Raw genomic sequence first — 25,225 nt, 5'->3', positions numbered from 1 at the left:
CCAGGAGTTTTCAATATGGACCGCCTGACCAGCATGGCCGTGTTCGTCAAGGCCGTCGATCTCGGCTCGTTCGCAGCCGCCGCCGACGCGCTGGAGATGTCGGGGCCGATGGTCGGCAAGCATGTGCGCTTCCTCGAACAGCGCCTCGGCGCCCGCCTCCTCAACCGTACCACGCGGCGCCAGAGCCTGACCGACGCAGGGCAAGCCTATTACGAGCGCTGCCGTGCCGTGCTCAGCGCGGCTGAAGCGGCTGACGCCGTAGTTGCCGACGAATTGTCCGAGCCGCGCGGCAGGCTGCGCGTGACAATGCCCGCGCTGCTGGGGCGGCACTGCATCGCGCCCTTGTTGATGAAGCTGGCGCGCAAACATTCGCATCTCGAGCTCGACCTCTCCTTCGGCGACCCGATCGCTGACATCGTCGAGGGCGGCTACGATCTTGCGATCCGGACCGGTGATCTCGATAACCAGTCCGGCCTGATTACGCGGCGCATCGCTCGCCAGCGAATGGTGGTGTGCGGCGCGCGATCCTATTTGCGCGCCCATGGCAAACCGAAATCGATCGACGATCTCGCCGCCCACCAGGCGATCATCTATCGCCGCTCCGGGCGGGTCCGGCCTTGGCTGTTTCCGCGGGACGGTCAGCCTCCGCGCGAGATCATGCCCGCCGGCAGGCTCAGGCTCGACGATCTCGAGGCGATCGCGGACGCCGCGGCACAGGGCATGGGACTCGCCTGGCTACCCTGCTGGCTGGTCCGCGAACGCCTCAACAACGGCGCGCTGGTCGGTCTCTTCGGGGGCCAGCCGGAATTCCTGTACGACTGCCACGCCCTGTGGCCACGTTCGCCGCGGATGCCGCTCAAGGTCCGCGCCGCCGTGGACGCCCTCGCCGCCGCCTTGCCGAAACTGATGCCGTGATGGTGGTCGTCCGCGCCATTAACCCGCTGTCCACCATCCGGCCGCCCGCACCGCCGGTAACCATTGGAATTAACAGACCGTCAACACGCTCCCGACAAGTCTAACGTTCTGTCGGGGGATTTTGCCGTGGATCTGTTGGTTTTCGAGTTCCTGGGACTGGCGCTGGTCGCCATGTGCGTAGTCGTGGTGGCGCTGCCCTGCGCCCGAAAACCCTCGCAAAGGGTCCGTTACGAATAGGAATTTCGTCGGAAGGAGCGATTCCGGCCCAATTGCAAGGCTCGAATTCGCTTCGAGCCCCTTGACATCACAGCGCTTTCGGCAGAACGGCTGATATCAAGTGTCATGGGCCGTTCATGGATTTGATTACCACCACCGCTGACCTTGCGGCTGCCTGCAGCCGACTGGCCAAGCACCCCGTCATTACTGTCGATACCGAGTTCCTGCGCGAGACCACCTATTACCCGCTGCTGTGCGTGGTGCAGATGGCCAGCCCCGAGGAAGCGATCGTCATCGACACCCTGGCCGTGGGCATCGACCTCAAGCCGTTCTTCGAGCTGATGGGCAACGAGGCCGTGCTGAAGGTGTTCCACGCCGCCCGGCAGGACATCGAGATCATCTGGCACCAGGCCAACATCATCCCGCATCCGGTGTTCGACACCCAGGTCGCGGCCATGGTGCTCGGCTATGGCGACAGCATCGCCTACGACCAGCTGGTCGAGAAGGTCACCGGCCACCGCCCGGACAAGACCCACCGCTTCACCGACTGGTCGCGCCGCCCGCTGACCAAGGAGCAGATGCACTACGCGGTGTCCGACGTCACCCATCTGCGCGACGTATTCGCGGCGCTCGATGCCGACCTGAAGAAGCGCCGCCGCAGCGAATGGGTCTCCATCGAGATGGAGGTCCTGACCTCGCCCCGCACCTACGACTTCCACCCCGAGCGCGCCTGGGAGCGGCTGAAGACGCGGGTGCGCAAGCCGAAGGACCTCGCGGTGCTGATGGAGGTCGCGGCCTGGCGCGAGCAGGAGGCGCAAAGCCGCGACGTGCCGCGCGGCCGCGTGCTGCGCGACGAGGCCGTCAGCGACATCGCCACCCATGCGCCCAACACGCTGGAAAAGCTCGCCCATCTGCGCTCGGTGCCGAAGGGGTTCGAGAAATCCAAATGGGGCGCGGACATCGTCGCCGCGGTCGAGCGCGGCCTGGCGCGGGATTTCTCGACGCTGCCGAAGCTGGAGAAGCCGCGCAACAATTCCAACGGCGCGGCCATCGTCGAGCTTTTGAAGGTCCTGCTGCGGATGACTGCGGAGCGCCATGCGGTCGCAAGCAAGGTGATCGCGACTGTCGACGATCTCGAGGAGATCGCAGCCAGTGACGAGGCCGACGTCCCCGCCCTGCGCGGCTGGCGCCGCGAGCTGTTCGGCGATGCCGCGCTGAAGCTGAAACGCGGCGAGCTGGCGCTGGCGATCGAGAAGGGTCGCGTGATCGGGGTCGAGCGGGCGTAAGCGCGCCCCGCTCTCCCTCCGTCGTCGTCCTGGCGAAAGCCAGGACCCATTACTCCATGGCGGAGTTTGGCGAAGACTCTGCGTTCGGTGCTCCAACCGCCACAAATCGATGGATCACGCGGTATGGGTCCTGGCTTTCGCCAGGACGACACCGGTGAATGTGGTCGGCTGCTCCGGCCACACTGAAACGCTCGACCTTACGCCGGCGTCAGCTTCGCCACCTCCGCCTTCATATCCTCCAGCACGCCCGATATCGCCGCCACCAGCTCGTCGATCTGGGTCTTGTTGACGATCAGCGGCGGGCAGATGGCGATGGCATCGAGCATGTTGCGGGAGATCACACCGCGTTCCTGGAGCATGCGGCTGGCAATGCCGCCGACGGCGCCGGGTGTCGCCGCTGCCGTCTTGCGCTGCTTGTCGAGCACCAGCTCGAGCGCCGCGATCATGCCGACGCCGCGGACCTCGCCGACCAGCGGGTGGCCGGCAAGCTCACGCAGCTTGCCCTGCATGTAGCCGCCAAGCTCGGCGGCATGCGCGACCAGGCCGCGTTCCTCGATGATCTTAAGGTTCTCCAGCGCAATCGCCGAGCCGACCGGATGGCCGCCCGCGGTGAAACCGTGGCCGAGCACGCCGATCTTGTTGCTCTCATCCGCGATCGGCTCGAACATGCGGTCGTTCATCAGGATCGCCGACAGCGGGAAATAGCTCGAGGTGATCTGCTTGGAGACAACGATCGCGTCCGGCTTGATGCCATAGGTCTCGCAGCCGAACATCTTGCCGGTGCGGCCGAAGCCGCAGATCACCTCGTCGGCGACCAGCAGGATGTCGTACTTCTTCAGGACCGCCTGGATCTTGTCCCAATAGGTCGCCGGCGGCACGATGACGCCGCCCGCTCCCATCACCGGCTCGCCGAAGAAGGCTGCGATCGTATCCGGCCCTTCCTTCTGGATCAGCGCGTCGAGCTCCTCGGCCCGGCGCGTGGCAAACGCCTCCTCGCTCTCGCCCGGCGCGCCGTCCTTGTAGAAGTGCGGCGAGCCCGTGTGCAGGATGTTCGGCAGCGGCAGGTCGAACGAGCGGTGGTTGTTCGGCAGGCCCGTGAGGCTGGCCGACGCGATGGTGACGCCGTGATAGGCGCGCATCCGGCTGATCACCTTCTTGCGCTGCGGCTGGCCGAGCGCATTGGAGCGATAGGCGATCAGCTTCAGGACGGTGTCGTTCGCCTCCGAGCCGGAATTGGTGAAGAACACCTTGCTCATCGGCACCGGCGCGAGCGCCACCAGCTTCTCGGCGAGATCGATCGAGGGCCCATGCGATTTGGCGGAGAACGTGTGGTAGAACGGCAGCGCCAGCATCTGCTTGTGCGCAGCCTCGACCAGGCGCTTCTCATTGAAGCCGAGCCCGACGCTCCACAGGCCGGCCATCGCCTCGAAATAGCGCTTGCCCGATGCGTCGAAGACGTAAGGGCCCTCGCCGCGCTCGATCACCAGGGGACCGGCCTGCTGATGGGCGCGCGCGTTGGTGTAGGGATGGAGCTGGTAGGCCACATCCCGGGCCTCTTGCGAATTCGGCAGCATGGACATTTGCGAAAGATCCTCAAGGTCGTCACATCGCCGGCGCGGCCAGCGTCATCTCTTGGCTATTGCGACAACGCAGAACTTGCAACGCCAATTCGTCGGCAGCAGGCGCTCAGCAGCGTTGCACAAAGCCGCACACGGAACAGCTCTCAGGCCGCGCTGTCATCATCATCACCATCGTCGGCGGCAGCAGCGGCTTCCCGCACCTCCACGAGCGCCATCGAGAGCAGATAGACGGTCGTGGGCAAGCCGACGCGGCGCGCCGTCTCGACGGCACGCGACAGGTCGCTTGCCAGCTCCTTGAGCTCGTCTCCCCGTGACAATGTCCCACCCCATCCATCCGCCGATCGCGGCCGCCTATACCGCAACGGCGCCGCTGGTTCTGATCAGTTCGGCGCTGGACTGGATCGTAGCAAAGTTACCGATGACATTCACTACCGCATGCTTGTAGGCGGCGGCATCGCCCGCGCCCGGCTGGCGGCAGGCCACGGCGTCGGCCACCACCTGATAACGATGGCTGCGGTGAAACCCGTCAACGGCGGTGGCGAGGATGGTCTCGTCCAGGGAGAAGCCGACCAAGACGCAGCGCACATTGCGGATATTGGACATGTAGTCCACAAACCGCGCCGAGCTGTAGGCCGAGGGCAGCGGGTGCTCGAACGTCATCTCGCCGGGCCGCGGCTTGGTCTCGGCGATCCAATCGGTCAGCCTGGATGCCGGATTGAACCAGGCCGCCTGGGCGATACGCTTCAGATGCATCACGGGCCAGAGATTGTCGCGCCACAGCATCAGGAGTTCCAGGCAGCGCGCAGTGGCCGCCTCGCCGTCGAGGATGACGTGGCGACGCCCTGGGGTCAGATATTCGACCTGGAGATCCGCACAAACCAGGATCGGCGGATCATCGGTGTTGGAAGTCAGCATTATCTTGCGCAGAGCTGCACCAGTTTCAGTGATCGGCGAGCGCGAGATCCCGCAGCGGCGAGGTCACCGCCCGCCCCGCCGAGGCGTCAAGCACGCCCGGCCGGTCCCAATCGCCCTCGGGACGGATGATGACATAGGGATCGCTGTCCAGCGTGATGGCGTCCGGACCCGGCTCGATCTCCAGCAGCATTTCCGTGTAGGAAAAATCCGAGAAGGTGATCTTGCGATTGTGGCCGAGCGGCTTGGCGCCGAAATGGGCCCAGAAATCGACCAGCCGGTCCTGCGCCTGGCCGTAGATCTTGCGAAACCCTTTGCGCTTCACATAGTCGACGCTCGCCTGCACCAGCTTGAACGAGACGCGCGATCGCCGATATTGGTGTCGCACCGCGAGCCGCTCGACCTTGGCGAAATCGCCGAAGAAGCGCACCCGCAGGCAGCCCGCAGGCTCGCTGCCGACAAAGCCGATGAAATGCGCGGCTACCATGTCGTTGCCGTCGAACTCCTCCTCGAACGGACAATCCTGCTCGGCGAGATAGACCGCCGAGCGGATGGCGGTGACCAGCATGAGATCGTTGGGATTGCGCGCAAGGCGGATGGTGATGGCGCGGGAGTCGGGCTTCGCCGGGGGAATCCTAGTGCCGTGCATCTGCAAAACTCCTTGCTTGGATGATCGCGCCCGGCATGCGCATCGGCCGCCGGTGCCATGGGCGCTCGTAGCACCACAGGTCGGGTTGGAAACTCGGGACAGGCTCGAAGCCGGTCGCCCTCATGATGTCGCGTCCGGCCACGGTTGAAGGCTGCGCATAGCAATCCGCGCCGCGAAATCTTGGCTGTCGGAGGTGCGCCGCGGCCTTGCCGAGACCAGCGATGCCACGGCCCGTCGCCGCGACCGCCCAGATGTAGATGGCAGCAACCTCCTCCTTCGCGGAAGCCAGATAGTGCGTCTCCGGCGCGGTGAGGCAAATCTCGTCGAGCAACAAGGCATCGTGCCCGCGGTCGCTCAGGAACAGGAAGGCCATGCCACCGAGCAGCTTGCCGTTCCGGCTGAACGTCAGGATGCTCTGAGGATCGAAGGTGAAGTATTTTGCAAGCTCCGCGGTTCCGAGCTGCACGCCGGGCACCAGCCGGCGCGCCATCTCGGAAAGTGCCGCAATTTCAGAAAATTGCGCGCAACGGACGTCGACATCCGGACTGAGCGGCAGCGCGTCGAAATCATGCCTTGCGGCAAAGGAGCCCCTTTCCATAGCCTGATCGCCCTTCTATCGTCTGCGGCTTTCGTGCCCCGCTATGTCGAGCTTAGCGGTTGGGGACCAGGAGTATGCAGCAGTTATTGCACCGGGGTGCTGCGATGACGCAGCACCGTGAAGAAGCCCTGGACGCGTCCTGGGACGATTTGAAGCTATTTCTAGCGTGCGCAAAATATAAAAGTTTCCGCAACGCCGCCGAAGAGCTCGGCCTCACCTCGACGACGCTGATGCGCCGGATCGACCGGCTCGAAGAGAGCATCGACTGCAAGCTGTTCCTGCGCGACCAGAGCGGGCTCACGCTCAGCGACGAAGGCACGGCAATGATTGCCGACGTCGCGCATATGGAGCGTCATGCCTTCAACGTCTTCCGGCGCGCCTCGCGCTCGTCGAACGACACGTCGGGCACCGTGCGCGTCGCAGTGACGGAAGGTCCCGGCAATTTCTGGATCCTGCCGCGGCTGATCGATTTCCAGAAAACCTATCGCAAGATCACCGTCGATCTGCGCTGCGCGATGGAGCAGGCCGACGTCGCGCGGCTCGAGTCCGATATCGCGATCCAGCTCGAGCCGCCGACCAACCCCGATCTGATCGTCGCAAAGCTCGGCCGTCTGCACATTTATCCCTTCGTCTCCAAGGAGTACGAAAGCCTCTACGGCCTGCCGGCGACGCTCGCCGAATTGAAGAACCACCGCATCATCAAGCAGAGTGCTCCGCAGGTCGACGACACCGCCTATGCCCGCGTGCTCGGGCTGGAGACGCTCGAGGGCATCGTCGGAATCAAGACCAACTCCTCGGTCGGCGTACTCTATGCGGTTGAGCGCGGCGCCGGCATCGGCTTCCTGCCGACGGTGTCGATCGCGCTCGGCGCACCGTTCATTGCCGTCGATCTCGGCGTGAGCCACCACGCCGACCTATGGCTCACCTATCACAAGGAGTTTCGCGATTCCGAGCGCCACAAGATCGTGGTCGACTGGCTGAAGAAGATCTTCGACCCCAAGACTTATCCCTGCTTCCGCGACGAATTCATCCATCCGAATGCGCTGGTGCCGATGATGACGGCCGCGCGCGAAGGCTTTGGATTGAAAGGCTATGTCGCGACGACGCCGACATAGGCGCAGGCGAGCTGTGCCTCACCACCGATACTCGAAGCCGACCGTGCCCTGGTGCGAGGTGAGCTCGTTGCGGAACTTGCCGTCGTAATTGACGTAGAGCCGCGCGGTGTTGGTCAGGCTGAGCGAGGCTGAGGCGCCGGCATCCATGCCGTAGCGGCTCTCACCGATGCCGGGGACGACGATGCTCTGGGTCCCGAGGCTGACCTGGACCGAGCCGAGGTTCTGGTAAAAATTGTCAACGAACTTGCCGTACGCTGAGAGATCCAGAATCTTCTGGTCGAAGATGAAGTAGCGCCCGACCTCGGCCCCGATCATGACACGCGCGCGCGAGAGCGCCGTCGAGCCGACGTTGAGCGGATCGAGGCCGCCAGCCTCCTGGAATGCCGCACTGGTGGCGCGGACATATTCGAGCGCACCCTTGGGCACGACGCGCATCTGATCCTTGGTCCAGTAGTAGCTGATCTCGGTCAGTGCGCCGTCGACCGCGGCGCGATAGCCGGCGGAGGCAACGCCAAAGCCGGTATCCCTGCTGGAACGGACCTTGCCGAAACCGTGCACCACCGCGAACGCCCAGGTCCACGGGCCTTTGTCGATCGAGCCGTTGAAACCGACCTGGGTCAAATCGAGCGTCGCCGACTGGAGCGCGAGCGGCACGTCGATATCGGTGTGGCTCTGATCGACGGAGAAGCCGAGATTGACGCCAGGCGCGAGTCGCGCGCCGAAGCCGGCGACGCCGCCAAACGTCTTGCGCTTGTCGCCGACGAAATCCCCCTGCGCGTCGGTGCGGACCGAAATACCGTAGCCCTCGAACCAGGTGCGGTAACGGGGATCTTCCGTGCTTGCGGACGCGCCGCCGCCGCCCGGATTGGTCCGGAACGCCCGGTTGAAACCACCCGACGCCTGGTTGCCGAGCCGCTCCAGAAACCCCGACCCGAGATTGAGCGTGCTGTTACCGACCGACTGGTCGTAATTGGTCGAGGTAGGCATCGGAATTGGCGTCGGCGACGGCGTGGGCGTTGGGGTTGGGGTCGGCGTTGGCGTCGGGGTCTGCGCGTAGCCGGGCGTCGCCGCCAAAATCGCCACGACGAGCGCAACCAACATCGCGATCGCTGCCGCGCCCCGGCGGACGCGGTTCAGCCCGATCGTCTGCCGTGTCCCGGAGGGCTGCGATGTGCAGCGCATGACGACAAATCCCGAAGCAAATGGCGGCGCGCAAAAATGCAACACGAGCGGCGCACGCATGCTGCGATTTGCGCCGAACTGTTACGGAGGGTCAACCGGCTGGCGCCTTGAGACGGGGGTGATTGCTCCCGATTGTGGTTCCGCGGCCACAGGTCGGAAATTGCAGACGGGCACTCCCGGCCCGGCCTTGAAATTCGCGCATGGCTTGCTAACGCGCGATTTTCGTGTTGCAATATCCGACACAATCGGAATTGGCGCTCGGCTGTGCGTTTCGCGACATTGAGACTCAAGACTCGAACAGACTTCCGGAAGCCCGTTTGTGGCGTGGCACGCGAAAAGCGGCCGCGTCTTTTTTGTATCTAGCGGAGGAGACGAACGATGCCACAAAAGGGCACCGTCAAGTGGTTCAACCCGACCAAGGGCTATGGGTTCATCAAACCGAACGGCAGCGACAAGGACGTGTTCGTCCACATCTCCGCCGTCGAGCGTGCTGGACTCTCCACCCTCAACGAAAACCAGGTGGTTGAATACGACCTCGTGGAGAACCGCGGAAAATCATCCGCGGAGAACCTCAAGGTCTCCTGATCTCTCGTTCCACACGCGAGACATCACGACGATGCCCCCGGCTCTGCCGGGGGATTTTGTTTGTGACGACGAAACGCGACGGCGCCTCAGCTCGCCACGGGCGAAACCAGGAAATTCTCCGACGGTCCGCTGCCCGCCGTCTTGCAGACATCGCCCTCGATCTGGACCTTGCCGGTCGCCAATAGCCGCAGCGCGGCCGGATAGATGCGGTGCTCGACTTCGAGGATGCGTTCCGACAGCGTGTCCGCTGTATCGTGGTCGCTGACGGGAACCGCGCCCTGCATCACGATCGGGCCGGCATCGGTCTCGGGGATCACGAAGTGCACCGTCGCGCCAGACAGTTTCACGCCGGCGCGCAGGGCCTGACCGTGCGGGTCGAGGCCGGGGAAGGACGGCAGCAGCGAGGGATGGATGTTGAGCATCCGCCCGTACCAGGCCTTGGTGAATTCGGCCGTGAACAGGCGCATGAAGCCGCCAAGACAGATCAGCTCGATGCCGTGCTGATCGAGCGCGGCCTGCAGCACCGCCTCGAAGCCGGCGCGATCCTTGCCGAACGGCTTGCTCTCGATCACCAGCGTGTTCACGCCGCTCGCCCTGGCCCGTTCGAGCCCCGGTGCATCGGCCTTGTTCGAGATGACGAGGGAAATTTCCGCCGGAAAATCCCGCGCGCTGGCTGCCTTGATCAGCGCGACCATGTTGGAGCCGCGGCCGGAAATCAGAATGGCGACGCGGCGCTTCATCACGGCGCCAGATCGAGATGGCCATTGTAGACGACGCGATGCTCGCCCTCGGCGGGGATCACGGTGCCGAGCTGCGCCACGCTCTCGCCTGCTTCGGTGAAGACCTGCACGACCCGGTCGACCTTGTCCGGCTCGACGATCGCGATCATGCCGATGCCGCAGTTGAAGGTGCGCAGCATTTCGAGCTCGGCGATCCCGGCCAGCGCGGCCAGCCATTTGAACACCGGTAGCACGGGCAGCCGCGCCAGATCGATGCCGACGCCAAGGTTCTTGGGCAGCACGCGCGGAATGTTGTCGGTGAAGCCGCCGCCGGTGATGTGGGCGAGCCCCTTCACCGCGCCGGTCTCTCGGATCGCGCGCAGGCAGGATTTGACGTAGAGCTTCGTCGGCGTCAGCAGCGCGCCGCCGAGCGTCATGACAGGCGCGAACGGCGCCGGCGCCTCGAAGCCGAGGCCGGACTGCTCGACGATCTTGCGCACCAGCGAGAAGCCGTTGGAGTGCACGCCCGACGAGGCAAGACCGATCACGGCGTCTCCGGCGGCGATGTCCTTGCGCGGCAACAGCGTACCGCGCTCGGCGGCGCCGACTGCAAAGCCGCCGAGGTCATAGTCGCCGTCCTTGTAGAGGCCTGGCATCTCGGCGGTCTCGCCGCCGATCAGGGCACAGCCGGATTCCCGGCAGCCATCGGCGACGCCGGCGACGATCGAGGCGGTCGCCTCCGGATCGAGCTTGCCGCAGGCGAAATAGTCGAGGAAGAACAGCGGCTCGGCGCCCTGCACCACGAGGTCGTTGACGCTCATGGCGACCAGATCGATGCCGATGCCGCCATGCAGGCCGGTTTCGATCGCGATCTTGACCTTGGTTCCGACGCCGTCGGTGGCGGCGACCAGGACGGGATCCCTGAAACCGGCCGCCTTGAGGTCGAACAGGCCGCCGAAGCCGCCGATCTCGGCGTCGGCGCCGGGCCGCGCGGTGGCGCGCACCATCGGCTTGATCAGATCGACTAGGCGGTTGCCCGCGTCGATATCGACGCCTGAATCGGCGTAGGTGAGGCCGTTTTTGCGGTCGGTCATGCCCGATTTCCAGTGGGGTTGCGGCTGGTTACGTCGAATTCCGGGGACGCGCAATGGCTCGCATGGCGCTCGGCGCCATACTATGTAGATATCAACGGGTTCAGCCTTCAAACGGGGCGGATTCGAGGTCAGGCCGGGTGCCGGGAAGCGCCGCGTGAGTATTCCGAACATCATCACTTTGGGCCGCATCATGCTGGTCCCGATCATCGTCTGGGCCATCGTGTCGAGCCAAATGGAGGTGGCGTTCGCCGTCTTCCTGATCGCCGGGATCAGCGATGCCGTGGACGGCTTCCTCGCCAAGCGCTTCAACATGGCAAGCGAGCTCGGGGCCTTGCTCGATCCGCTCGCGGACAAGGCGCTGCTGGTCTCGATCTATATGTCGCTCGGCATCTGGGGCGCGATTCCGCGCTGGATCGTGATCCTGGTGGTATCCCGCGACATCATGATTGTCGCCGCCGTGATCGTGTCCTGGCTGTTCGACCGGCCCGTCGAGATGAAGCCGTCGAAAGTGTCGAAGCTCAACACGGTCGCCCAGGTGGCATTCGCAGCGCTGGTGCTGGCCGCGCTTGCCTTCGGTTTCAAGCCGGCGCCCTATGATATTATCCTGATGGGCCTCGTCACGATCTTCACGCTCTCCTCCGTGTCGCTCTATCTCGTCGAGTGGGTGCGGCACATGAGCACGATCGAGGCCAAATGAGCGCGAACCGGCCCCGCAAAAGGCCAACTCACGCCCGATCAAGTCGAATCTTTCAAGCGAAGCCGGCCGTCCGGCATGGAGCAAAGCAAGCGTGGCAGGCCGCGTTCACCCCCGACAATTGGCGTTCTCGCTGCCACACGCGGAGAGCCTCAGTCGGGACAATTTCCTCGAAGGCCCCGCCAACGCTGCCGGCCTCGCCTTGATCGACGGCTGGCCGGAATGGCCGAACCGGATCATGTGGCTGGCCGGCCCCGAAGGCAGCGGCAAGAGCCATCTCGCCGCGATCTGGGCCGAGGAAGCCGGCGCCCGCTCGACCACGGCCAATGCGTTGTCCGCCGCAGGCGTTCCCGGCGCGCTCGCCACCGGCGCGCTGGTGGTCGAGGATCTCAAGGCCAAGGATTTTGACGAGCGCGCCCTCTTCCACCTGATGAACCTCGCCCGTGAGGACGGCGCCTACGTCCTGTTCACGGGGCGCGATGTGCCGGCTGCGCTGGACATCGAGCTCAACGACCTGCGCTCGCGGCTGCGCGCCGTGCCGGTGGTTATGCTGCTGCCCCCCGACGACCAGCTCTTCCGCGGCCTGATCGTCAAATTCTGTGCCGACCGCCAGCTCACCGTGGACGAGAGCGTGGTCAGCTACCTCGCCACCCGCCTGGAGCGATCCTCGGCCGCCGCCCGGCAGGCCGTCGAACTGCTCGACAGCGAGGCTCTGCGGCTCGGCCGCCCCGTGACCCGGGCGTTGGCCGCCGAGCTGCTCCGCGACGCCTGACCCCGCCCCAACGCCGCTTGACGGCGCGGAACGGCGGAACATCAATGTCATCGAAACGTCATCGCCCTAACACATGCTCCCGGCGGTTTTGCGCGTCAGTCGCAAATTGGGGCAAACTGGATGGACCGACTTCTCATGGACTCCGCGCAAGCTGTTGAAATAAAAGAAAAAGTCCCGGAGACGGAAAGCCTGCCGGCGATCGCCTCGAGCCCCGAGCGATTCATCAACCGCGAGCTGTCCTGGCTGCATTTCAACCGCCGCGTCCTGGAGGAATCGGTCAATCCCAGCCATCCCGTGCTGGAGCGGGTGCGATTCCTGTCGATTTCCGCGAACAACCTCGACGAATTCTTCATGGTCCGCGTCGCCGGCATCAAGGCCCAGGTGCGCGAGGGCATTGCCGAGCGTAGCCCCGACGGCCTGACGCCGTCCGAGCAGCTCGCGCTGATCAACCGCACGGTCTCCCAGCTTGCTTCAGACCAGCAGGCGATCTGGCGCGACCTGCGCGCCACGCTGGCCGATGTCGGCATCGTGCTGGTGGACGGCAAGGAGGTCACCAAGGCGGAGCGGACCTGGATCGAGGACTACTTCCTCAACAACGTGTTCCCGCTGCTGACGCCGCTCGCGATCGACCCGGCCCATCCCTTCCCGTTCATCCCGAGCCTCGGTTTCACCATCGCGCTCCAGCTCACGCGCGCCGCCGACGGCAAGCAGATGAACGCGCTGATCCGCATGCCCGGCAAGATCGACCGCTTCATCCGCCTGCCGTCCGAGGGCACGATGCGGCTGATCTCGCTGGAGCAGGCGACCGCCCTGTTCATCAACCGACTGTTCCCCGGCTACAATCTGCATGGCCAGGGCGCCTTCCGCATCCTCCGCGACTCCGAGCTCGAAATCGAGGAAGAGGCCGAGGATCTCGTCCGCCTGTTCGAGACCGCGCTGAAGCGCCGCCGCCGCGGATCGGTGATCCGGCTCGAGATCGACGCCAAGATGCCGGAGCAGCTGCGCAACTTCGTGCAGCATGCCCTCTCCGCCGCCGACGACGAAGTATTCCTGGTCGACGGCGTGCTCGCCATGAATGAGCTCTCGCAGCTCACCCGCCTCGACCGGCCCGACCTCGAATTCACGCCTTACGTGCCGCGCCATCCCGAGCGCGTGCGCGAGCATGGCGGCGACATCTTTGCCGCGATCCGGCAGAAGGACCTTGTCGTCCATCACCCCTACGAATCCTTCGACGTGGTGGTGCAGTTCCTCCAGCAGGCAACGCGCGACCCCGATGTCGTCGCGATCAAGCAGACGCTCTACCGCACCTCCAATAACTCGCCGATCGTGCGCGCGCTCGCCGAAGCCGCCGAGGCCGGCAAGTCCGTCACCGCGCTGATCGAGCTCAAGGCGCGCTTCGACGAGGAGGCCAACATCCGCTGGGCGCGCGACCTCGAGCGCGCAGGCGTGCAGGTCGTCTATGGCTTCCTCGAACTGAAGACGCACGCAAAACTCTCGATGGTGGTGCGCCGCGAGGGCGGCAGCCTCACGACCTACGTCCACACCGGCACCGGCAACTACCACCCGGTCACCGCGCGCATCTACACCGACCTCTCCTACTTCACCTCCGAGCCGACCATCGGCCGCGACGCCGCGCGCGTCTTCAACTTCATCACCGGCTATGCCGCGCCGAGCGATCTGGAAAAGATGGCGGTGTCGCCGCTGACCCTGCGCAAGCGCATCATCGAGCACATCCAGGGCGAGACCGCGCATGCGCGGCACGGCCGCCCCGGCGCGGTCTGGATGAAGATGAATGCGCTGGTCGACCCAGACATCATCGACGCGCTGTATGAGGCCTCACAGGCCGGCGTTCAGGTCGAACTCGTGGTGCGCGGTATCTGTTGCCTCAGGCCCGGTATCCCTGGCCTGTCGGAGAACATCCGCGTCAAGTCGATCATCGGGCGCTTCCTGGAACACGGCCGAATCTACTGCTTCGGCATGGGCCAGGGGCTGCCGAGCACGAAAGCGGCTGTGTATATCTCCTCGGCCGACATGATGCCGCGCAACCTCGACCGCCGCGTCGAGGTGCTGTGTCCGCTGCAAAATCCCACGGTGCATCAGCAGGTTCTCGAACAGATCATGGTCGCGAATCTCAAGGACAATGAGCAGAGCTGGCAATTGTTGCCGGATGGGTCCTCAACGCGTATGAAGACCGCGAAGGGCGAGGAGCCTTTCAACGTCCACAACTACTTCATGACAATCCGAGTCTGTCTGGCCGTGGAAAGTCGCTCAAGGAATCCTCGCCGCGTCGTCTCACGCGCCGGAACGAACGCCATCCATCCTGATCGGGCGTCGACGTGACTCGGCCGCGCAAGCGCGGCTCGAGCGTCGCGGTCATCGACATCGGTTCCAACTCGGTCCGCCTCGTCGTCTACGAGGGACTGGCGCGGAGCCTCATTCCGATCTTCAACGAGAAGACGCTGTGCGGCCTCGGGCGCGAGGTGCAAAGCACGGGCCTGCTCGCGCCCGACGCCGTCGACAAGGCGCTGACCTCGCTGAAGCGATTCCGCGCGCTGTGCCGCGTGATGCAGGTCGGACGCGTGTTCGCGATCGCGACCGCCGCCTGCCGCGATGCCTCCAACGGCCCCGACTTCATCGCCAAGGCCGAGCGCATCTGCGCAGTGAAGATCGAGATCCTGTCGGGCCCGCGCGAGGCGCGGCTGTCGGCGCTCGGCGTGATTTCCGGCATCCACCACCCCGACGGCATCGTCGGCGACCTCGGCGGCGGCTCGCTCGAACTGATCGACGTGCGCAGGAACAGCGTGCGCAGCGGCGTGACGCTGCCGCTCGGCGGGCTCGCGCTCCAGGACCTCGCCCACAAATCGCTCAAGCGCGCCGACCGTATCGTGCGCGAGGAGCTCGACGAGGTGCCGCAGCTCAAGGCGGGGAGCGGCCGTACATTCTACGCCGTCGGCGGCACCTGGCGCGCGCTCGCGCGCATCCACATCATCCAGAGCGGCTATCCGCTCCAGGTGATGCACGGCTATTCCATCTCCGCAGCCGAGGCGCTCGACTTTTCGCGTCGCCTTCGCCGTCTGGCGGCCGCCGACATGCTCGCCGATATCGAGATCGTTGCCGATGCGCGGCGCCCGCTCCTCACCTACGCGGCGCTGGTGCTCGAGCACATCATCCGCGTGGCAAAGCCCAAGACCATCGTGTTCTCGACCTTCGGCGTACGCGAAGGCCTGCTGCACGAGAAGCTGACGGAAACCGAGCGCAACAAGGACGGGCTGATCTGCGCAGCCGAAGAGCTCAACCAGCTGCTGTCGCGCTCGGCCAAGCACGCCCGCGAGCTGATCGCCTGGACCGATCGCCTGGCGCGCGTCGTGAAGCTGCGCGAGACGGAAGAAGACCGCCGCTTGCGCCACACCGCGTGCCTGCTCTCCGACATCGGCTGGCGCGTGCATCCCGATCACCGCGGCGAGCAGACGCTGAGCCTCGTCGTCAACGGCAATTTCGGCGCGATCACCCACACCGAGCGCGCCTTCGTGGGCCTGTCCGTGTTCTATCGCTATGCGGGCCTGAGCGAGGAAAACCAACCGCCGGCCACCATGCAGGAGTTGCTGACGCCGGCCCAGCTCGACCGCGCCCGCCTGCTCGGCGCGGCATTCCGCGTCGCGCATCTGATCTCGGCGGCGCGGCCGGGCGTGCTGCCCGCCACGCATTTCCGCAGCCAGGGCCGCAAATTGATGCTGGTGTTCGAGCATCGTCTCGGCGACATCGTCGCCGACCGCGTCGGTAGCCGCTTCCGCCAGCTCGCCCGCCTGGTCAACCGGGCCGGCTCGATCGTGCGTCGGTAGTTCACCTCTCCCTGCGGGAGAGGTGAGATATGCGTCCCTCGGAAAAGTTTACTCTGCCGACGCCTTGGCGTGGCGCTCGGAGGATTCCAGCGCCGCCTGGCTCAGGCTGCGCCGGCGCCAGATGGTGCCGGCGACCAGCACGACGATGACGCCGAGCGCCGCGCAGAAATATTCGCCGCCTCCACCGCCATGGCCGAATTGGGCCGGGATGCGCAGTGCACCGAGCATGTTGTCCAGCGAGGCACCGAACGGACCGTCGAACAGCGTGTGCAGCTTCGGTGCGACGCCGGGATCGGTCGCGATCACCTCGCCCGCGATCCAGCCGAGCAGCGCGGCACCAGCCCACACCAGGACCGGGAGCTTGGCGAGCAGCGCCATGATCAGCGCCGCACCGGCGACGATCAGGGGAACGCTGATGGCAAGGCCGAGGATCAACAGCGGCACGCTGCCATTGGCCGCGGCGGCGACCGCAATGACGTTGTCCAGGCTCATGACGATGTCGGCGACGACGACGATCTGCACCGCCTGCCATAGATGCGAGGCCGACTCGACGCCGTCCTCGTCCTCGTTTTCAGGCACCAGGAGCTTGGCCGCGATCACGATCAGCGCGAGACCACCGACGAGCTTGAGATACGGCAGCTCCATCAGGCTTGCGACGATGCCGGTGAAGATGATCCGCAGCAGCACCGCCGCGCCGGCGCCCAGGATCATGCCCCACAGACGGTGCCGCGGCTTGAGGCCGCGGCAGGCGAGCGCGATCACCAGCGCGTTGTCGCCGGAGAGCAGGATGTTGATCCAGATGATCTTGCCGACCGCAATCCAGAAGGTCGGCTCGGCCATCTCATTGCGGAACTGGGTGAAGAATGCCCCGATCGTAGCGGGATCGAAGATCTGCCAGAGCCAGTTCACAATGAGTCCTTTCGCCCCGTCGCTTTAACTTATCGGCTGAATGATCAGCCGACGATCTCGTTGCCCGAGAAGAACTGCGCGATCTCGATCGCGGCGGTCTCCGGTGCATCCGAACCGTGTGCGGAGTTCTCGCCGATCGACTTTGCGTAGAGCTTGCGAATGGTGCCTTCGGCCGCCTTTGACGGATCGGTCGCGCCCATCGCGTCGCGGTACTTGGCGACGGCGTTCTCGCCTTCGAGCACCTGGACGACCACCGGGCCCGAGGTCATGAACTCGACGAGCTCGCCGAAGAACGGACGCGCCTTGTGGACGGCATAGAAGGTCTCGGCCTGTTCCTTGGTCATGCGGATGCGCTTCTGCGCGACGATTCGCAGGCCCGCCTTCTCGATCACGGCGTTAACCGCACCGGTCAGGTTACGCGCGGTCGCATCGGGCTTGATGATCGAGAAAGTGCGTTCGATGGCCATGATCTTGTCCTTGAGAAGAAATGCGGTGGTTCGGAGTTGCGGGGCTTATATCGGCGCCTTCGCCAGACGGCAAGCGATCGCCAAAACCCGCCTCCCGGGCGCTTCGCCGCAGGCCGCCCCGGCGGATCCAGCGATGGATTACCGAGATTTCATCGAGATGAACCCAATCTGAAGCCCCCATTCAGGCTTTGGTTCAGCTTCGCCGGCGTAAGGTTGGGTCTATCGAAACCAAAGCCTGATCATCAGGCAGACCGTTTCGGCGGCCTTTCCATCGACGCGATACCCCGCGCCGGCAGTTTTGAGGAGATCACCATGTTGAGGAAACTTTCGCTTGCCGCTGTCGCTGCGGTCGCGCTGGGTGCCGCGCTGGCACCGACCTCGGCCTCTGCTCACTGGCATGGCGGCGGCTGGGGCTGGCACGGCGGCGGCTGGCATCACGGCTATGGCTGGGGCGGCCCGCGCTTCTATGCCCCCGTCTCCTACGGTTATGGCGGCTGCTATGTGCGCCGGCTGGTCCCGACCCCCTGGGGACCCCGCTGGCGGCTGATCAACCGCTGCTACTGAGCCCGACAGCACCTTAACTCAGGGTGCCGGCCCCCCACGGCACCTTCCAAGAGAGGCCCCGGCGATCCCCCCGCCGGGGCCTCGCATTTGAGCAGGCACGACGAATTCATACAATTTTCACGAGAATGTCCGGCATTCCCCACGACCGGCGAAACCATTTGGAGGCCAACGACTTGGTACCGTGTCGTTACTCTGCAACATGGAACCTCGTGATGACGGGCCCTTTCGCCAATGACAGCGAACAAATCGACCGGCGCACCAGCCGCTCGATTTGCGATGCCGTGGGGGAACGGCTTCAGCAGAGACTCCGCCCCGACCCCCGGCTGCCCACGCATCTCGAACAGCTCCTCGACGAGCTGAAGAAGCGCGACCGCGAAGGCGGCGCTCACTGACAGGCCGTAGACATAGAACGGGCTGCGCAAAAACGGGTTGCGTTTGATCCCGGCTGCGGTGACAAGGCCGCATGCTATCCATCACCGACCTTTCCATCCGCCTCGCCGGACGCCTTTTGATTGACCAGAGTTCCGTGCAGATCACGCCCGGATCGCGCGTCGGCATGGTCGGACGCAACGGCACCGGCAAGTCGACGCTGTTCAAGGTGATCCGCGGCGAGCTCGCGGCCGAGCACGGCGCGGTGACCCTGCCCCCACGCTGGCGCGTGGGCAGCCTCGCGCAGGAGGCACCGAACGGCCCCGAGAGCCTGATCTCCGTCGTGCTCAAGGCCGATCTGGAACGCGACGCGCTGCTTCACGAAGCCGAGAGCGCCACCGATCCGCACCGGATCGCCGAGATCCAGACCCGGCTGGTCGACATCGACGCGCATTCGGCGCCGAGCCGCGCCGCCGCGATCCTGTCCGGCCTCGGCTTCTCCGCCGCCGATCAGCTCCGTCCCTGCGCCGAGTTTTCCGGCGGCTGGCGCATGCGCGTCGCGCTCGCCGCGACGCTGTTCGCGGCCCCCGACCTGTTGCTGCTCGACGAGCCCACCAACTATCTCGATCTCGAAGGCACGCTGTGGCTGGAAGACCACTTGGCGCACTATCCGCGCACGGTGATCGTGATCAGCCACGACCGCGACCTCCTCGAAAGCTCGGTCGACCAGATCCTGCATCTGGAGCGCGGCAAGCTCACGCTCTACAAGGGCACCTACTCCTCCTTCGAGGAGCAGCGCGCCGCGCGCGAGCTGCTCGATGCGAAGGCGGTCAAGCGCCAGGAGGCCGAACGCGCCCGCCTGCAAGCCTTCGTCGACCGCTTCAAGGCCAAGGCCTCGAAAGCGCGCCAGGCCCAATCACGCGTCAAGATGCTGGAGCGGCTGAAGCCGATCACCGCGCTGGTCACCGAAGACGTGCGCGAGATCAGCTTCCCCGCGCCGGAAAAAATCCTGTCGCCGCCGATCATCGCCGTCGACAACGCCTCGGTCGGCTACGATCCGGCGACGCCGGTGCTCGGCCGCGTCACCTTGCGCATCGACAATGACGACCGCATCGCCCTTCTCGGCGCCAACGGCAACGGCAAGTCGACGCTGGTGAAGCTGCTCGCCGGCCGCCTCGCGCCGTTCTCGGGCAAGGTCACGCGCGCCGACAAGCTCTCGATCGCCTATTTCGCGCAGCATCAGCTCGACGAGCTGAACGAGGACGCCTCCGCCTACGATCACGTCCGCAAGCTGATGGGCGATGCGCCGGAAGCGAAAGTGCGGGCACGCGCCGGCGCGATCGGCTTCTCCGGCAAGGCGGCCGACACCAAGGTGGCAAAACTGTCGGGCGGCGAGAAGGCGCGGCTGTTGCTCGGCATTGCGACCTTCTTCGGCCCCAACATGATCATCCTGGACGAGCCGACCAACCATCTCGACATCGACAGCCGCGCTGCGCTTGCGGAAGCCATCAACGAATTCCCCGGCGCGGTGATCATGGTCTCGCATGACCGCTATCTGATCGAGGCCTGCGCCGACCGGCTCTGGATCGTCGCCGACCGCACCGTCACCAATTACGACGGCGACCTTGACGAATACCGCCGCCTGGTCCTGTCGGCGCGCAACAGCGAACCTGCCCCGCGCGAGCGCAGTACGGCAGCCGAGAAGCCGCAGCGCCCGAAGTCGGACAATCGCGGCTCGCTCAGGAAGCGCATTACCGAAGCCGAAGCCGAGATCGCCCGCGTCAGCGACATCATCACCAAGATCGACACGGCGCTCGCCCTGCCCGACATCTTTACCCGCGATCCCAAGCAGGCCGCGCAGCTGTCGAAGGCGCGCGCAAACGCAGCGGATGCGCTGGCGCGCGCGGAAGAGCAGTGGCTCGAGGCGAGCACACAATTCGACGAGGCCGCGGGCTAGTCTTGCGACCGCGGAACGTCGGTCCGGGCTCGGCCGGCCAAGGCTCCATCAAAATCTGAAGAACAACCCCATGCACAGTACAGGTATTAAAATACCTGCACGTTTCCATCTGTGGCCACTGGACAATCTGCTCCGCTGCGCCGGGCCCGGTTATCCCCCGAACTGATTGAAAACGGGGCTGGCACGTTGGCGCGCGATACGGACGCCGCGCCTGCTCAAGTCGCGCAACTGCAGGAACATCATTGCAGTCATCAATGCGTCGTTGAAAGCATCGTGCTGCCCAAGAGGCGGAATGCAGAGGTCGTGGAGGATCGCGGCGAACGACAGATCGACCTCGGTATTCGGCGGCGCGTTGCCGTATTTGCGTTCGTAGTAAAGCCGCGACACTTCGATGCGTTCGTTGGGCAGTTCGATTCCCACCAGCGGCAGGATGTACTTGTCCAGCATGGCGATGTCGAAGTCGACATAATAGCCGATCAGCGGGCGCGGCCCGATGAAATGCAGAAAGCCTGGCAGCACCTTCCAGACGATCGGCGACGCTTCGACGTCGGACCGGCGCAAGCGGTGAATCTTGATCGCCTCCGCCTCCAGTTCGCTGTCGGGATGGACGATGGCTTCGAAGCGCGCGCTGGTCAAAATCCGGTTGCCGCGGATCTTGATTGCGGCAATGGCGACGACGTTGTCCGTTCGCACATTCAGACCGGTGGTCTCGCAATCGATGACGACAAACTCGTCGTCCGGAGCGCGATCGAACATGAAGCGATACGATTGATCGCTCAGGGTCGCCTGGTGCAACAGTCGTTTGATCGCACGGGGCAGCATTCTAGAACATGCCGAGCTTGAAATGATGACCGACAATTTCCCGAAACTTCTTCACCACCTGGAGCGCGTCACGCAATAGATGACGTTCCATGCTGGACAAGTGCGCCGGTCTTACCAGAGTTCCCGATGCGCCCGCGGATGCGGCCAGTTGCCCGTCGAGCCGAAGCATCAGCAGGAATCGGAAGGCTTGTTTCAAGTCGCGTCCAAAGTCCCGTTGCAGCACGCCGAGATCACAGAGCCGGGAAATCCGCTTGTCGGTGGAGGTCTCGCGCAGGCCCTGCTCGAGCGCCAGGCTGCGAACGCCGTGCACGATGGGAAAGATGCCGCCCTTCTTGAGATCCAGCGCATCGCCGGTGCCCTCCGACGTGATCAGGTTGTTGAAGAGGCCGATCGGCGTTTCGAACGCGTCAACGGCGCGCGCGAAGTGTGCCATGAACGCCTGCTCGCCCCGGGTCATGTCGATCAGCGCCGTCTTGGCGTCGTTCAGGAGCTGCTCATTGCCCGCGATCGCCTGCGCATCGTAGACGATGGCCACATTCATGTGCCCAGCCTGATCGGGAAGCACGATCCAGCGGCGCAAATCCGCGCGATACTCCGAAAGCGGCCGGGACCATAGCGGATTGCGCACCATGATATCGCCCGGACAGGGCGGAAAGCCGAAGCTCTGCAGAGCGACGAAGAATTCCTGACGGAACGCCTCCAGGATTTCGCCCTGCATCGGACCTGCGAGGATAAGGCCGTTGTCCTGGTCGGTACGGATGGTCTGCTCGCCCCGCCCTTCGCTTCCCATCACGATCAGGCAGCTGCTGGTGCGCAGCTCGGCCGGCGCGACCATTTCGAACAATCGAGACAGCAGGCGTCGATTGAGGTCGGAGACGATCTCCGCAATGACCTCTACCTTGACCCCTTGCCGTCGCAGCACGCGCGTTTGCGTCTCGATCTCCCGCGCCGCGGTGGCGAGGTCCTGCTGACTCGAGGCTCGATCGATGCGGCCGGCAATGACTTGAGCGCTTCCCGCCAAGAACCCCAGCAGATCGATCTCCTCCAGAATTCCGACGAGCTCTTCGCCGTCGCGCACGGCAAGCCGCCGCTTGTTGTGCTTGGTCATGAGCAGGAGGGCCGAGGAGACGAAATCGTCACGGCGCAGCGACACGATGTCGAAATTCGCGAGCTCGCCGACCGGCGTCTGGATGGACTGGCGCCGCAGCACCACCGCTTTGGACAGGTTCATGCCGGTCACGATGCCGATCCGCTCACCGTCCCGGACAAACAGCGCATTGCTGTTGATCTCGCGCATCAGATGCCCGGCGGCCTCGATCGTATCACTGGCAGCCAGAAACACCGGCGGATGCAGGAACAGTTCGCCGACCTTGGCGTGCATCAACGAGCCGTAACGTCCCGTCTCCTCGTCGTTGGCGAGTTCGTCCAGCTTCTGGGATATCTCCCGGTAGAAAAAAGCCGCAAAGCGCGGGTTCGCCTTGATCAGACCGAGCGCGACCTTCCGGGGGATCACGTAGCAAAGCGTCTCGTCGCGGGCGATGAACTGGTGGCCGCTATGGTCGTGAACGAGCGCGCGACTGTCGAACGTGTCCTTGGGACCGAGCAATGCCAGCAGGTCGGCTTCGTTCCGCTCCTCGACGATGCCCTTGATCACGACATAGAGCGCCTCCGCCGGGGCGTCCCGCCCGATGATCGCTTCGCCCGGACTGAAGTACCCGATGTCCAGCGCGGCCCGCAACGTCTCGGCCTCGCCCGGCATCAGACGATCGAACGGCGGGTTGGTGATATCGAACGCCTTGGGCATTTCGGCCTTTCGAAGATACGGACCATCCGAGGATCCGACGACTGATCATCGAAAGCGCAGCACCGGCCGGCCCAAATGAGCCGGTCGGTACCGAAGCGACGTCCCGCAGATCCTCGCCTAGTGAGCCGTGGCCGAAGCAGCACCGATACCGGTCTGCGATCGGACATATTGCGCGTCAAAGCCATCGCGATCGGCCGCGGCACGCTTGCTGCGGTCCAGGATCGAGACCAGCCAGATCCCCGCAAAGGCGAGCGCCATCGAGAACAGCGCCGGATTGTCCAGCTTGATGGGAGCCGACCCCTTGGCAAAGCCAAGCGTCGCCTCCCAGACTGCCGGCGAGAGGACCACGCCCACAACCGCGCTGAACAGGCCAAGGAAGCCGCCGAACACGGCTCCCCGCGTCGTCAGGCCTTTCCAGAAGATCGACATCACCAGCACGGGGAAATTGCAGGATGCCGCGATGGCGAAAGCAAGGCCCACCATGAAGGCGACGTTCTGGTTCTCGAACACGATGCCCAGGAAGATCGCAAGCACGCCGAGCACCAGTGTCGCAATCTTCGAGACCCGGATCTCGTCCTGCTCGTTTGCGTTGCCGCCCTTGATCACCATGCCGTAGAGATCGTGGCTGATGGATGATGCCCCGGCCAGAGCCAAGCCTGACACGACGGCCAGGATCGTGGCAAAGGCAACGGCCGAAATGAAGCCAAGGAACAGATTGCCGCCGACGGCGTTCGCGAGATGAATCGCCGCCATGTTGGAGCCGCCCTTGATCGCCGCGATTCCGCTCTTGGTCTTCTCGAGAATGCTCCCATCGAGAAACATCGCGTCGGTCGAAACCAGCGTGATCGCGCCAAAGCCGATGATGAAGGTCAGGATGTAGAAATAGCCGATGAAACCCGTGGCGTAGAACACGGACTTGCGGGCCGCCTGAGCGTCCTTCACGGTGAAGAAGCGCATCAGGATGTGAGGCAGGCCCGCCGTTCCGAACATCAGCGCCAGGCCGAGCGAGATGGCCGAGAGCGGATTGGAAATCAGGCTGCCGGGCTCCATGATCGCGAGTTTCTTGGGATGCACCTCTGTTGCCTTGGTGAACAGCGCTTCCGGGCTGAACCCGTACTTGTAGAGGACGGCTCCGGCCATGAACGTTGCGCCTGAGAGCAACAGCACCGCCTTGATGATCTGCACCCAGGTCGTCGCCTTCATCCCGCCGAACGTCACGTAGATCATCATCAGGCCGCCAACCAGGACGACCGCGATCCAGTAGTCGAGACCGAACAACAGCTGGATCAGCTTACCGGCACCGACCATCTGCGCGATGAGATAGAACGCAACCGTCACCAGCGAGCCGCACGCCGCCAGGATACGGATCTCGGTCTGCCCGAGCCGAAACGAGGTCACGTCGGCAAAGGTGAACTTTCCGAGGTTGCGCAATTGTTCGGCGATCAGAAAGGTGACGATCGGCCATCCCACCAGCCAGCCGACGGAGTAGATCAAGCCGTCGTAGCCCGAAGTATAGACGAGGCCCGATATGCCGAGAAAGGATGCCGCCGACATGTAGTCGCCTGCGATCGCAAGTCCGTTCTGGAAGCCCGTAATTCCGCCGCCGGCCGAGTAGAAATCCGCGGCCGATGCGGTCCTCTTGGCGGCCCAATAGGTGATGACGAGCGTCAGGCCAACGAACCCGACGAACATACCGATCGCCGACCAGTTGGTCGCCTGCTTAACGCCGCCGTCGATGCTGCCTGCGGCGAGCGCGATGGTGGGCAGGCCTGCGAGCAGGATCGCCAGGAGCCATGAGAATTTCTTCACGAGCGGTTCTCCTCGACAATCTTGCGGATGAGCACGTCGTAACTGGAACTCGCCTGGCGGACATAGATACCCGTCAGCAGGAAGGCGAGCACGATGACGGACAGTCCGATTGGAATGCCGATCGTCGTCACGCCGCTGCCCAGCGGTATCCCGAGGAACTTGGGAGCGTAGGCGACCAGCAGGATGAAGCCGAAATAGACAACAAGCATAACCGCCGACAGCATCCAGCCCAGCGACGAACGTCGGCGCACGAGCTCCTGGTAGTTCGGATCGCGTTCAATCTTGGCGAGGTTGCTCACATCAATGGTCCCTGGATGATCCTCTGGAGTTCTTGTCGTCAAAGCGGTCCCTTATCTGGCGGGACCATC

At 64.5% G+C, this 25,225-nt stretch carries 24 protein-coding genes and 1 pseudogene; 11 read left to right on the top strand and 14 right to left on the bottom strand.

The genetic code is table 11. The features are described from left to right. The first annotated feature begins 15 nt into the window (after positions 1 to 15). Both BJA_RS20540 and rnd read left to right on the top strand, forming a co-directional pair. The gene (locus BJA_RS20540; protein WP_011086909.1) at positions 16 to 915 is read left to right on the top strand and encodes a LysR family transcriptional regulator; all 900 of its coding nucleotides are present in this window, start codon (positions 16 to 18) and stop codon (positions 913 to 915) included. Between the two features lie 353 nt (positions 916 to 1,268). Further along, on the top strand, positions 1,269 to 2,417 hold the full coding sequence (gene rnd, locus BJA_RS20535) for a ribonuclease D (RefSeq protein ID WP_011086908.1): 1,149 nt from the start codon (positions 1,269 to 1,271) through the stop codon (positions 2,415 to 2,417). A 197-nt stretch (positions 2,418 to 2,614) separates the two neighbouring features. Here rnd and BJA_RS20530 read toward each other — a convergent pair whose 3' ends face one another. The 5 genes from BJA_RS20530 to BJA_RS20515 form a co-directional block, all read right to left on the bottom strand. Continuing rightward, on the bottom strand, positions 2,615 to 3,997 hold the full coding sequence (locus BJA_RS20530) for an aspartate aminotransferase family protein (RefSeq protein ID WP_011086907.1): 1,383 nt from the start codon (positions 3,995 to 3,997) through the stop codon (positions 2,615 to 2,617). 143 nt (positions 3,998 to 4,140) lie between these two features. Beyond that, positions 4,141 to 4,314 carry a hypothetical protein gene (locus BJA_RS42315; protein ID WP_165448152.1) on the bottom strand — a complete coding sequence of 58 codons (174 nt, stop codon included), beginning with the start codon at positions 4,312 to 4,314 and terminating at the stop codon, positions 4,141 to 4,143. A gap of 34 nt (positions 4,315 to 4,348) precedes the next feature. Continuing rightward, on the bottom strand, positions 4,349 to 4,912 hold the full coding sequence (locus tag BJA_RS20525) for an isochorismatase family protein (protein ID WP_011086906.1): 564 nt from the start codon (positions 4,910 to 4,912) through the stop codon (positions 4,349 to 4,351). Between the two features lie 25 nt (positions 4,913 to 4,937). Then, positions 4,938 to 5,558: a GNAT family N-acetyltransferase gene (locus BJA_RS20520; protein ID WP_011086905.1), complete on the bottom strand. Its 621-nt coding sequence runs from the start codon at positions 5,556 to 5,558 to the stop codon at positions 4,938 to 4,940. Next, entirely contained in the window at positions 5,545 to 6,156 is a 612-nt protein-coding gene (locus tag BJA_RS20515) for a hypothetical protein (RefSeq protein ID WP_011086904.1), read from the bottom strand. Before BJA_RS20515 ends, BJA_RS20520 begins: the two co-directional genes overlap by 14 nt. Before the next feature lie 74 nt (positions 6,157 to 6,230). On the opposite strand from BJA_RS20515, the gene BJA_RS20510 reads away from it, so the two are divergent. Beyond that, a complete protein-coding gene (locus BJA_RS20510; RefSeq protein ID WP_011086903.1) occupies positions 6,231 to 7,271 on the top strand; it encodes a LysR family transcriptional regulator in 1,041 nt (346 codons plus the stop codon). An 18-nt stretch (positions 7,272 to 7,289) separates the two neighbouring features. Here the strand turns inward: BJA_RS20510 and BJA_RS20505 are convergent, their stop codons facing one another. Then, entirely contained in the window at positions 7,290 to 8,453 is a 1,164-nt protein-coding gene (locus tag BJA_RS20505; protein ID WP_038966791.1) for an autotransporter outer membrane beta-barrel domain-containing protein, read from the bottom strand. A 378-nt stretch (positions 8,454 to 8,831) separates the two neighbouring features. Between BJA_RS20505 and BJA_RS20500 the strand changes: the two genes are divergently transcribed. Further along, on the top strand, positions 8,832 to 9,038 hold the full coding sequence (locus tag BJA_RS20500) for a cold-shock protein (protein ID WP_008129967.1): 207 nt from the start codon (positions 8,832 to 8,834) through the stop codon (positions 9,036 to 9,038). Between the two features lie 86 nt (positions 9,039 to 9,124). Here BJA_RS20500 and purN read toward each other — a convergent pair whose 3' ends face one another. After that, positions 9,125 to 9,778, bottom strand: a complete 654-nt coding sequence (gene purN, locus BJA_RS20495; protein WP_028171111.1) for a phosphoribosylglycinamide formyltransferase — start codon at positions 9,776 to 9,778, stop codon at positions 9,125 to 9,127. Then, positions 9,778 to 10,851, bottom strand: coding sequence for a phosphoribosylformylglycinamidine cyclo-ligase (purM, locus tag BJA_RS20490; protein WP_011086899.1), 1,074 nt, complete (start codon positions 10,849 to 10,851; stop codon positions 9,778 to 9,780). The genes purN and purM overlap by 1 nt, the downstream gene beginning before the upstream one ends. Before the next feature lie 154 nt (positions 10,852 to 11,005). Here purM and BJA_RS20485 point away from each other — a divergent pair, with 154 nt between their 5' ends. The 4 genes and pseudogenes from BJA_RS20485 to ppx all read left to right on the top strand — a co-directional run bounded on the left by BJA_RS20485 (position 11,006) and on the right by ppx (position 16,156). Then, positions 11,006 to 11,548 carry a CDP-alcohol phosphatidyltransferase family protein gene (locus BJA_RS20485; protein ID WP_011086898.1) on the top strand — a complete coding sequence of 181 codons (543 nt, stop codon included), beginning with the start codon at positions 11,006 to 11,008 and terminating at the stop codon, positions 11,546 to 11,548. 91 nt (positions 11,549 to 11,639) lie between these two features. Beyond that, positions 11,640 to 12,317 carry a DnaA ATPase domain-containing protein gene (locus tag BJA_RS20480; protein WP_011086897.1) on the top strand — a complete coding sequence of 226 codons (678 nt, stop codon included), beginning with the start codon at positions 11,640 to 11,642 and terminating at the stop codon, positions 12,315 to 12,317. Positions 12,318 to 12,452: 135 nt separating this feature from the next. Continuing rightward, a pseudogene (locus BJA_RS20475) lies at positions 12,453 to 14,641 on the top strand (RNA degradosome polyphosphate kinase). Positions 14,642 to 14,653: 12 nt separating this feature from the next. Continuing rightward, positions 14,654 to 16,156, top strand: coding sequence for an exopolyphosphatase (ppx, locus tag BJA_RS20470; protein WP_011086895.1), 1,503 nt, complete (start codon positions 14,654 to 14,656; stop codon positions 16,154 to 16,156). Between the two features lie 48 nt (positions 16,157 to 16,204). Here ppx and BJA_RS20465 read toward each other — a convergent pair whose 3' ends face one another. Continuing rightward, entirely contained in the window at positions 16,205 to 17,065 is an 861-nt protein-coding gene (locus BJA_RS20465) for a TerC family protein (RefSeq protein WP_011086894.1), read from the bottom strand. Between the two features lie 44 nt (positions 17,066 to 17,109). Continuing rightward, positions 17,110 to 17,532 (bottom strand): nucleoside-diphosphate kinase, encoded by a 423-nt coding sequence (ndk, locus tag BJA_RS20460; RefSeq protein WP_011086893.1) that lies wholly within the window; start codon positions 17,530 to 17,532, stop codon positions 17,110 to 17,112. 312 nt (positions 17,533 to 17,844) lie between these two features. On the opposite strand from ndk, the gene BJA_RS20455 reads away from it, so the two are divergent. From BJA_RS20455 to BJA_RS20445, 3 genes are all read left to right on the top strand, one after another. Further along, positions 17,845 to 18,096 carry a hypothetical protein gene (locus BJA_RS20455; protein ID WP_027576269.1) on the top strand — a complete coding sequence of 84 codons (252 nt, stop codon included), beginning with the start codon at positions 17,845 to 17,847 and terminating at the stop codon, positions 18,094 to 18,096. A gap of 212 nt (positions 18,097 to 18,308) precedes the next feature. Next, positions 18,309 to 18,488 (top strand): hypothetical protein, encoded by a 180-nt coding sequence (locus BJA_RS20450; protein WP_028171105.1) that lies wholly within the window; start codon positions 18,309 to 18,311, stop codon positions 18,486 to 18,488. 71 nt (positions 18,489 to 18,559) lie between these two features. Next, positions 18,560 to 20,422, top strand: coding sequence for an ABC-F family ATP-binding cassette domain-containing protein (locus BJA_RS20445; protein ID WP_011086892.1), 1,863 nt, complete (start codon positions 18,560 to 18,562; stop codon positions 20,420 to 20,422). 150 nt (positions 20,423 to 20,572) lie between these two features. Here BJA_RS20445 and BJA_RS20440 read toward each other — a convergent pair whose 3' ends face one another. The 4 genes from BJA_RS20440 to BJA_RS20425 all read right to left on the bottom strand — a co-directional run bounded on the left by BJA_RS20440 (position 20,573) and on the right by BJA_RS20425 (position 25,156). Next, positions 20,573 to 21,244 carry a 3'-5' exonuclease gene (locus BJA_RS20440; protein ID WP_011086891.1) on the bottom strand — a complete coding sequence of 224 codons (672 nt, stop codon included), beginning with the start codon at positions 21,242 to 21,244 and terminating at the stop codon, positions 20,573 to 20,575. Between the two features lies 1 nt (position 21,245). Then, complete coding sequence (locus tag BJA_RS20435; RefSeq protein WP_236842245.1) at positions 21,246 to 23,003, bottom strand: putative nucleotidyltransferase substrate binding domain-containing protein; 1,758 nt, start codon at positions 23,001 to 23,003, stop codon at positions 21,246 to 21,248. A 162-nt stretch (positions 23,004 to 23,165) separates the two neighbouring features. Continuing rightward, positions 23,166 to 24,857, bottom strand: a complete 1,692-nt coding sequence (locus BJA_RS20430) for a cation acetate symporter (RefSeq protein ID WP_011086889.1) — start codon at positions 24,855 to 24,857, stop codon at positions 23,166 to 23,168. Beyond that, entirely contained in the window at positions 24,854 to 25,156 is a 303-nt protein-coding gene (locus BJA_RS20425) for a DUF485 domain-containing protein (protein ID WP_011086888.1), read from the bottom strand. The genes BJA_RS20430 and BJA_RS20425 overlap by 4 nt, the downstream gene beginning before the upstream one ends. Positions 25,157 to 25,225 lie beyond the last annotated feature (69 nt).

Source organism: Bradyrhizobium diazoefficiens USDA 110, assembly GCF_000011365.1.
GTDB lineage: Bacteria > Pseudomonadota > Alphaproteobacteria > Rhizobiales > Xanthobacteraceae > Bradyrhizobium > Bradyrhizobium diazoefficiens.
The sequence above is the reverse complement of the archived record's forward strand: the minus strand, read 5'-3'. Positions and strand labels throughout refer to the sequence as shown.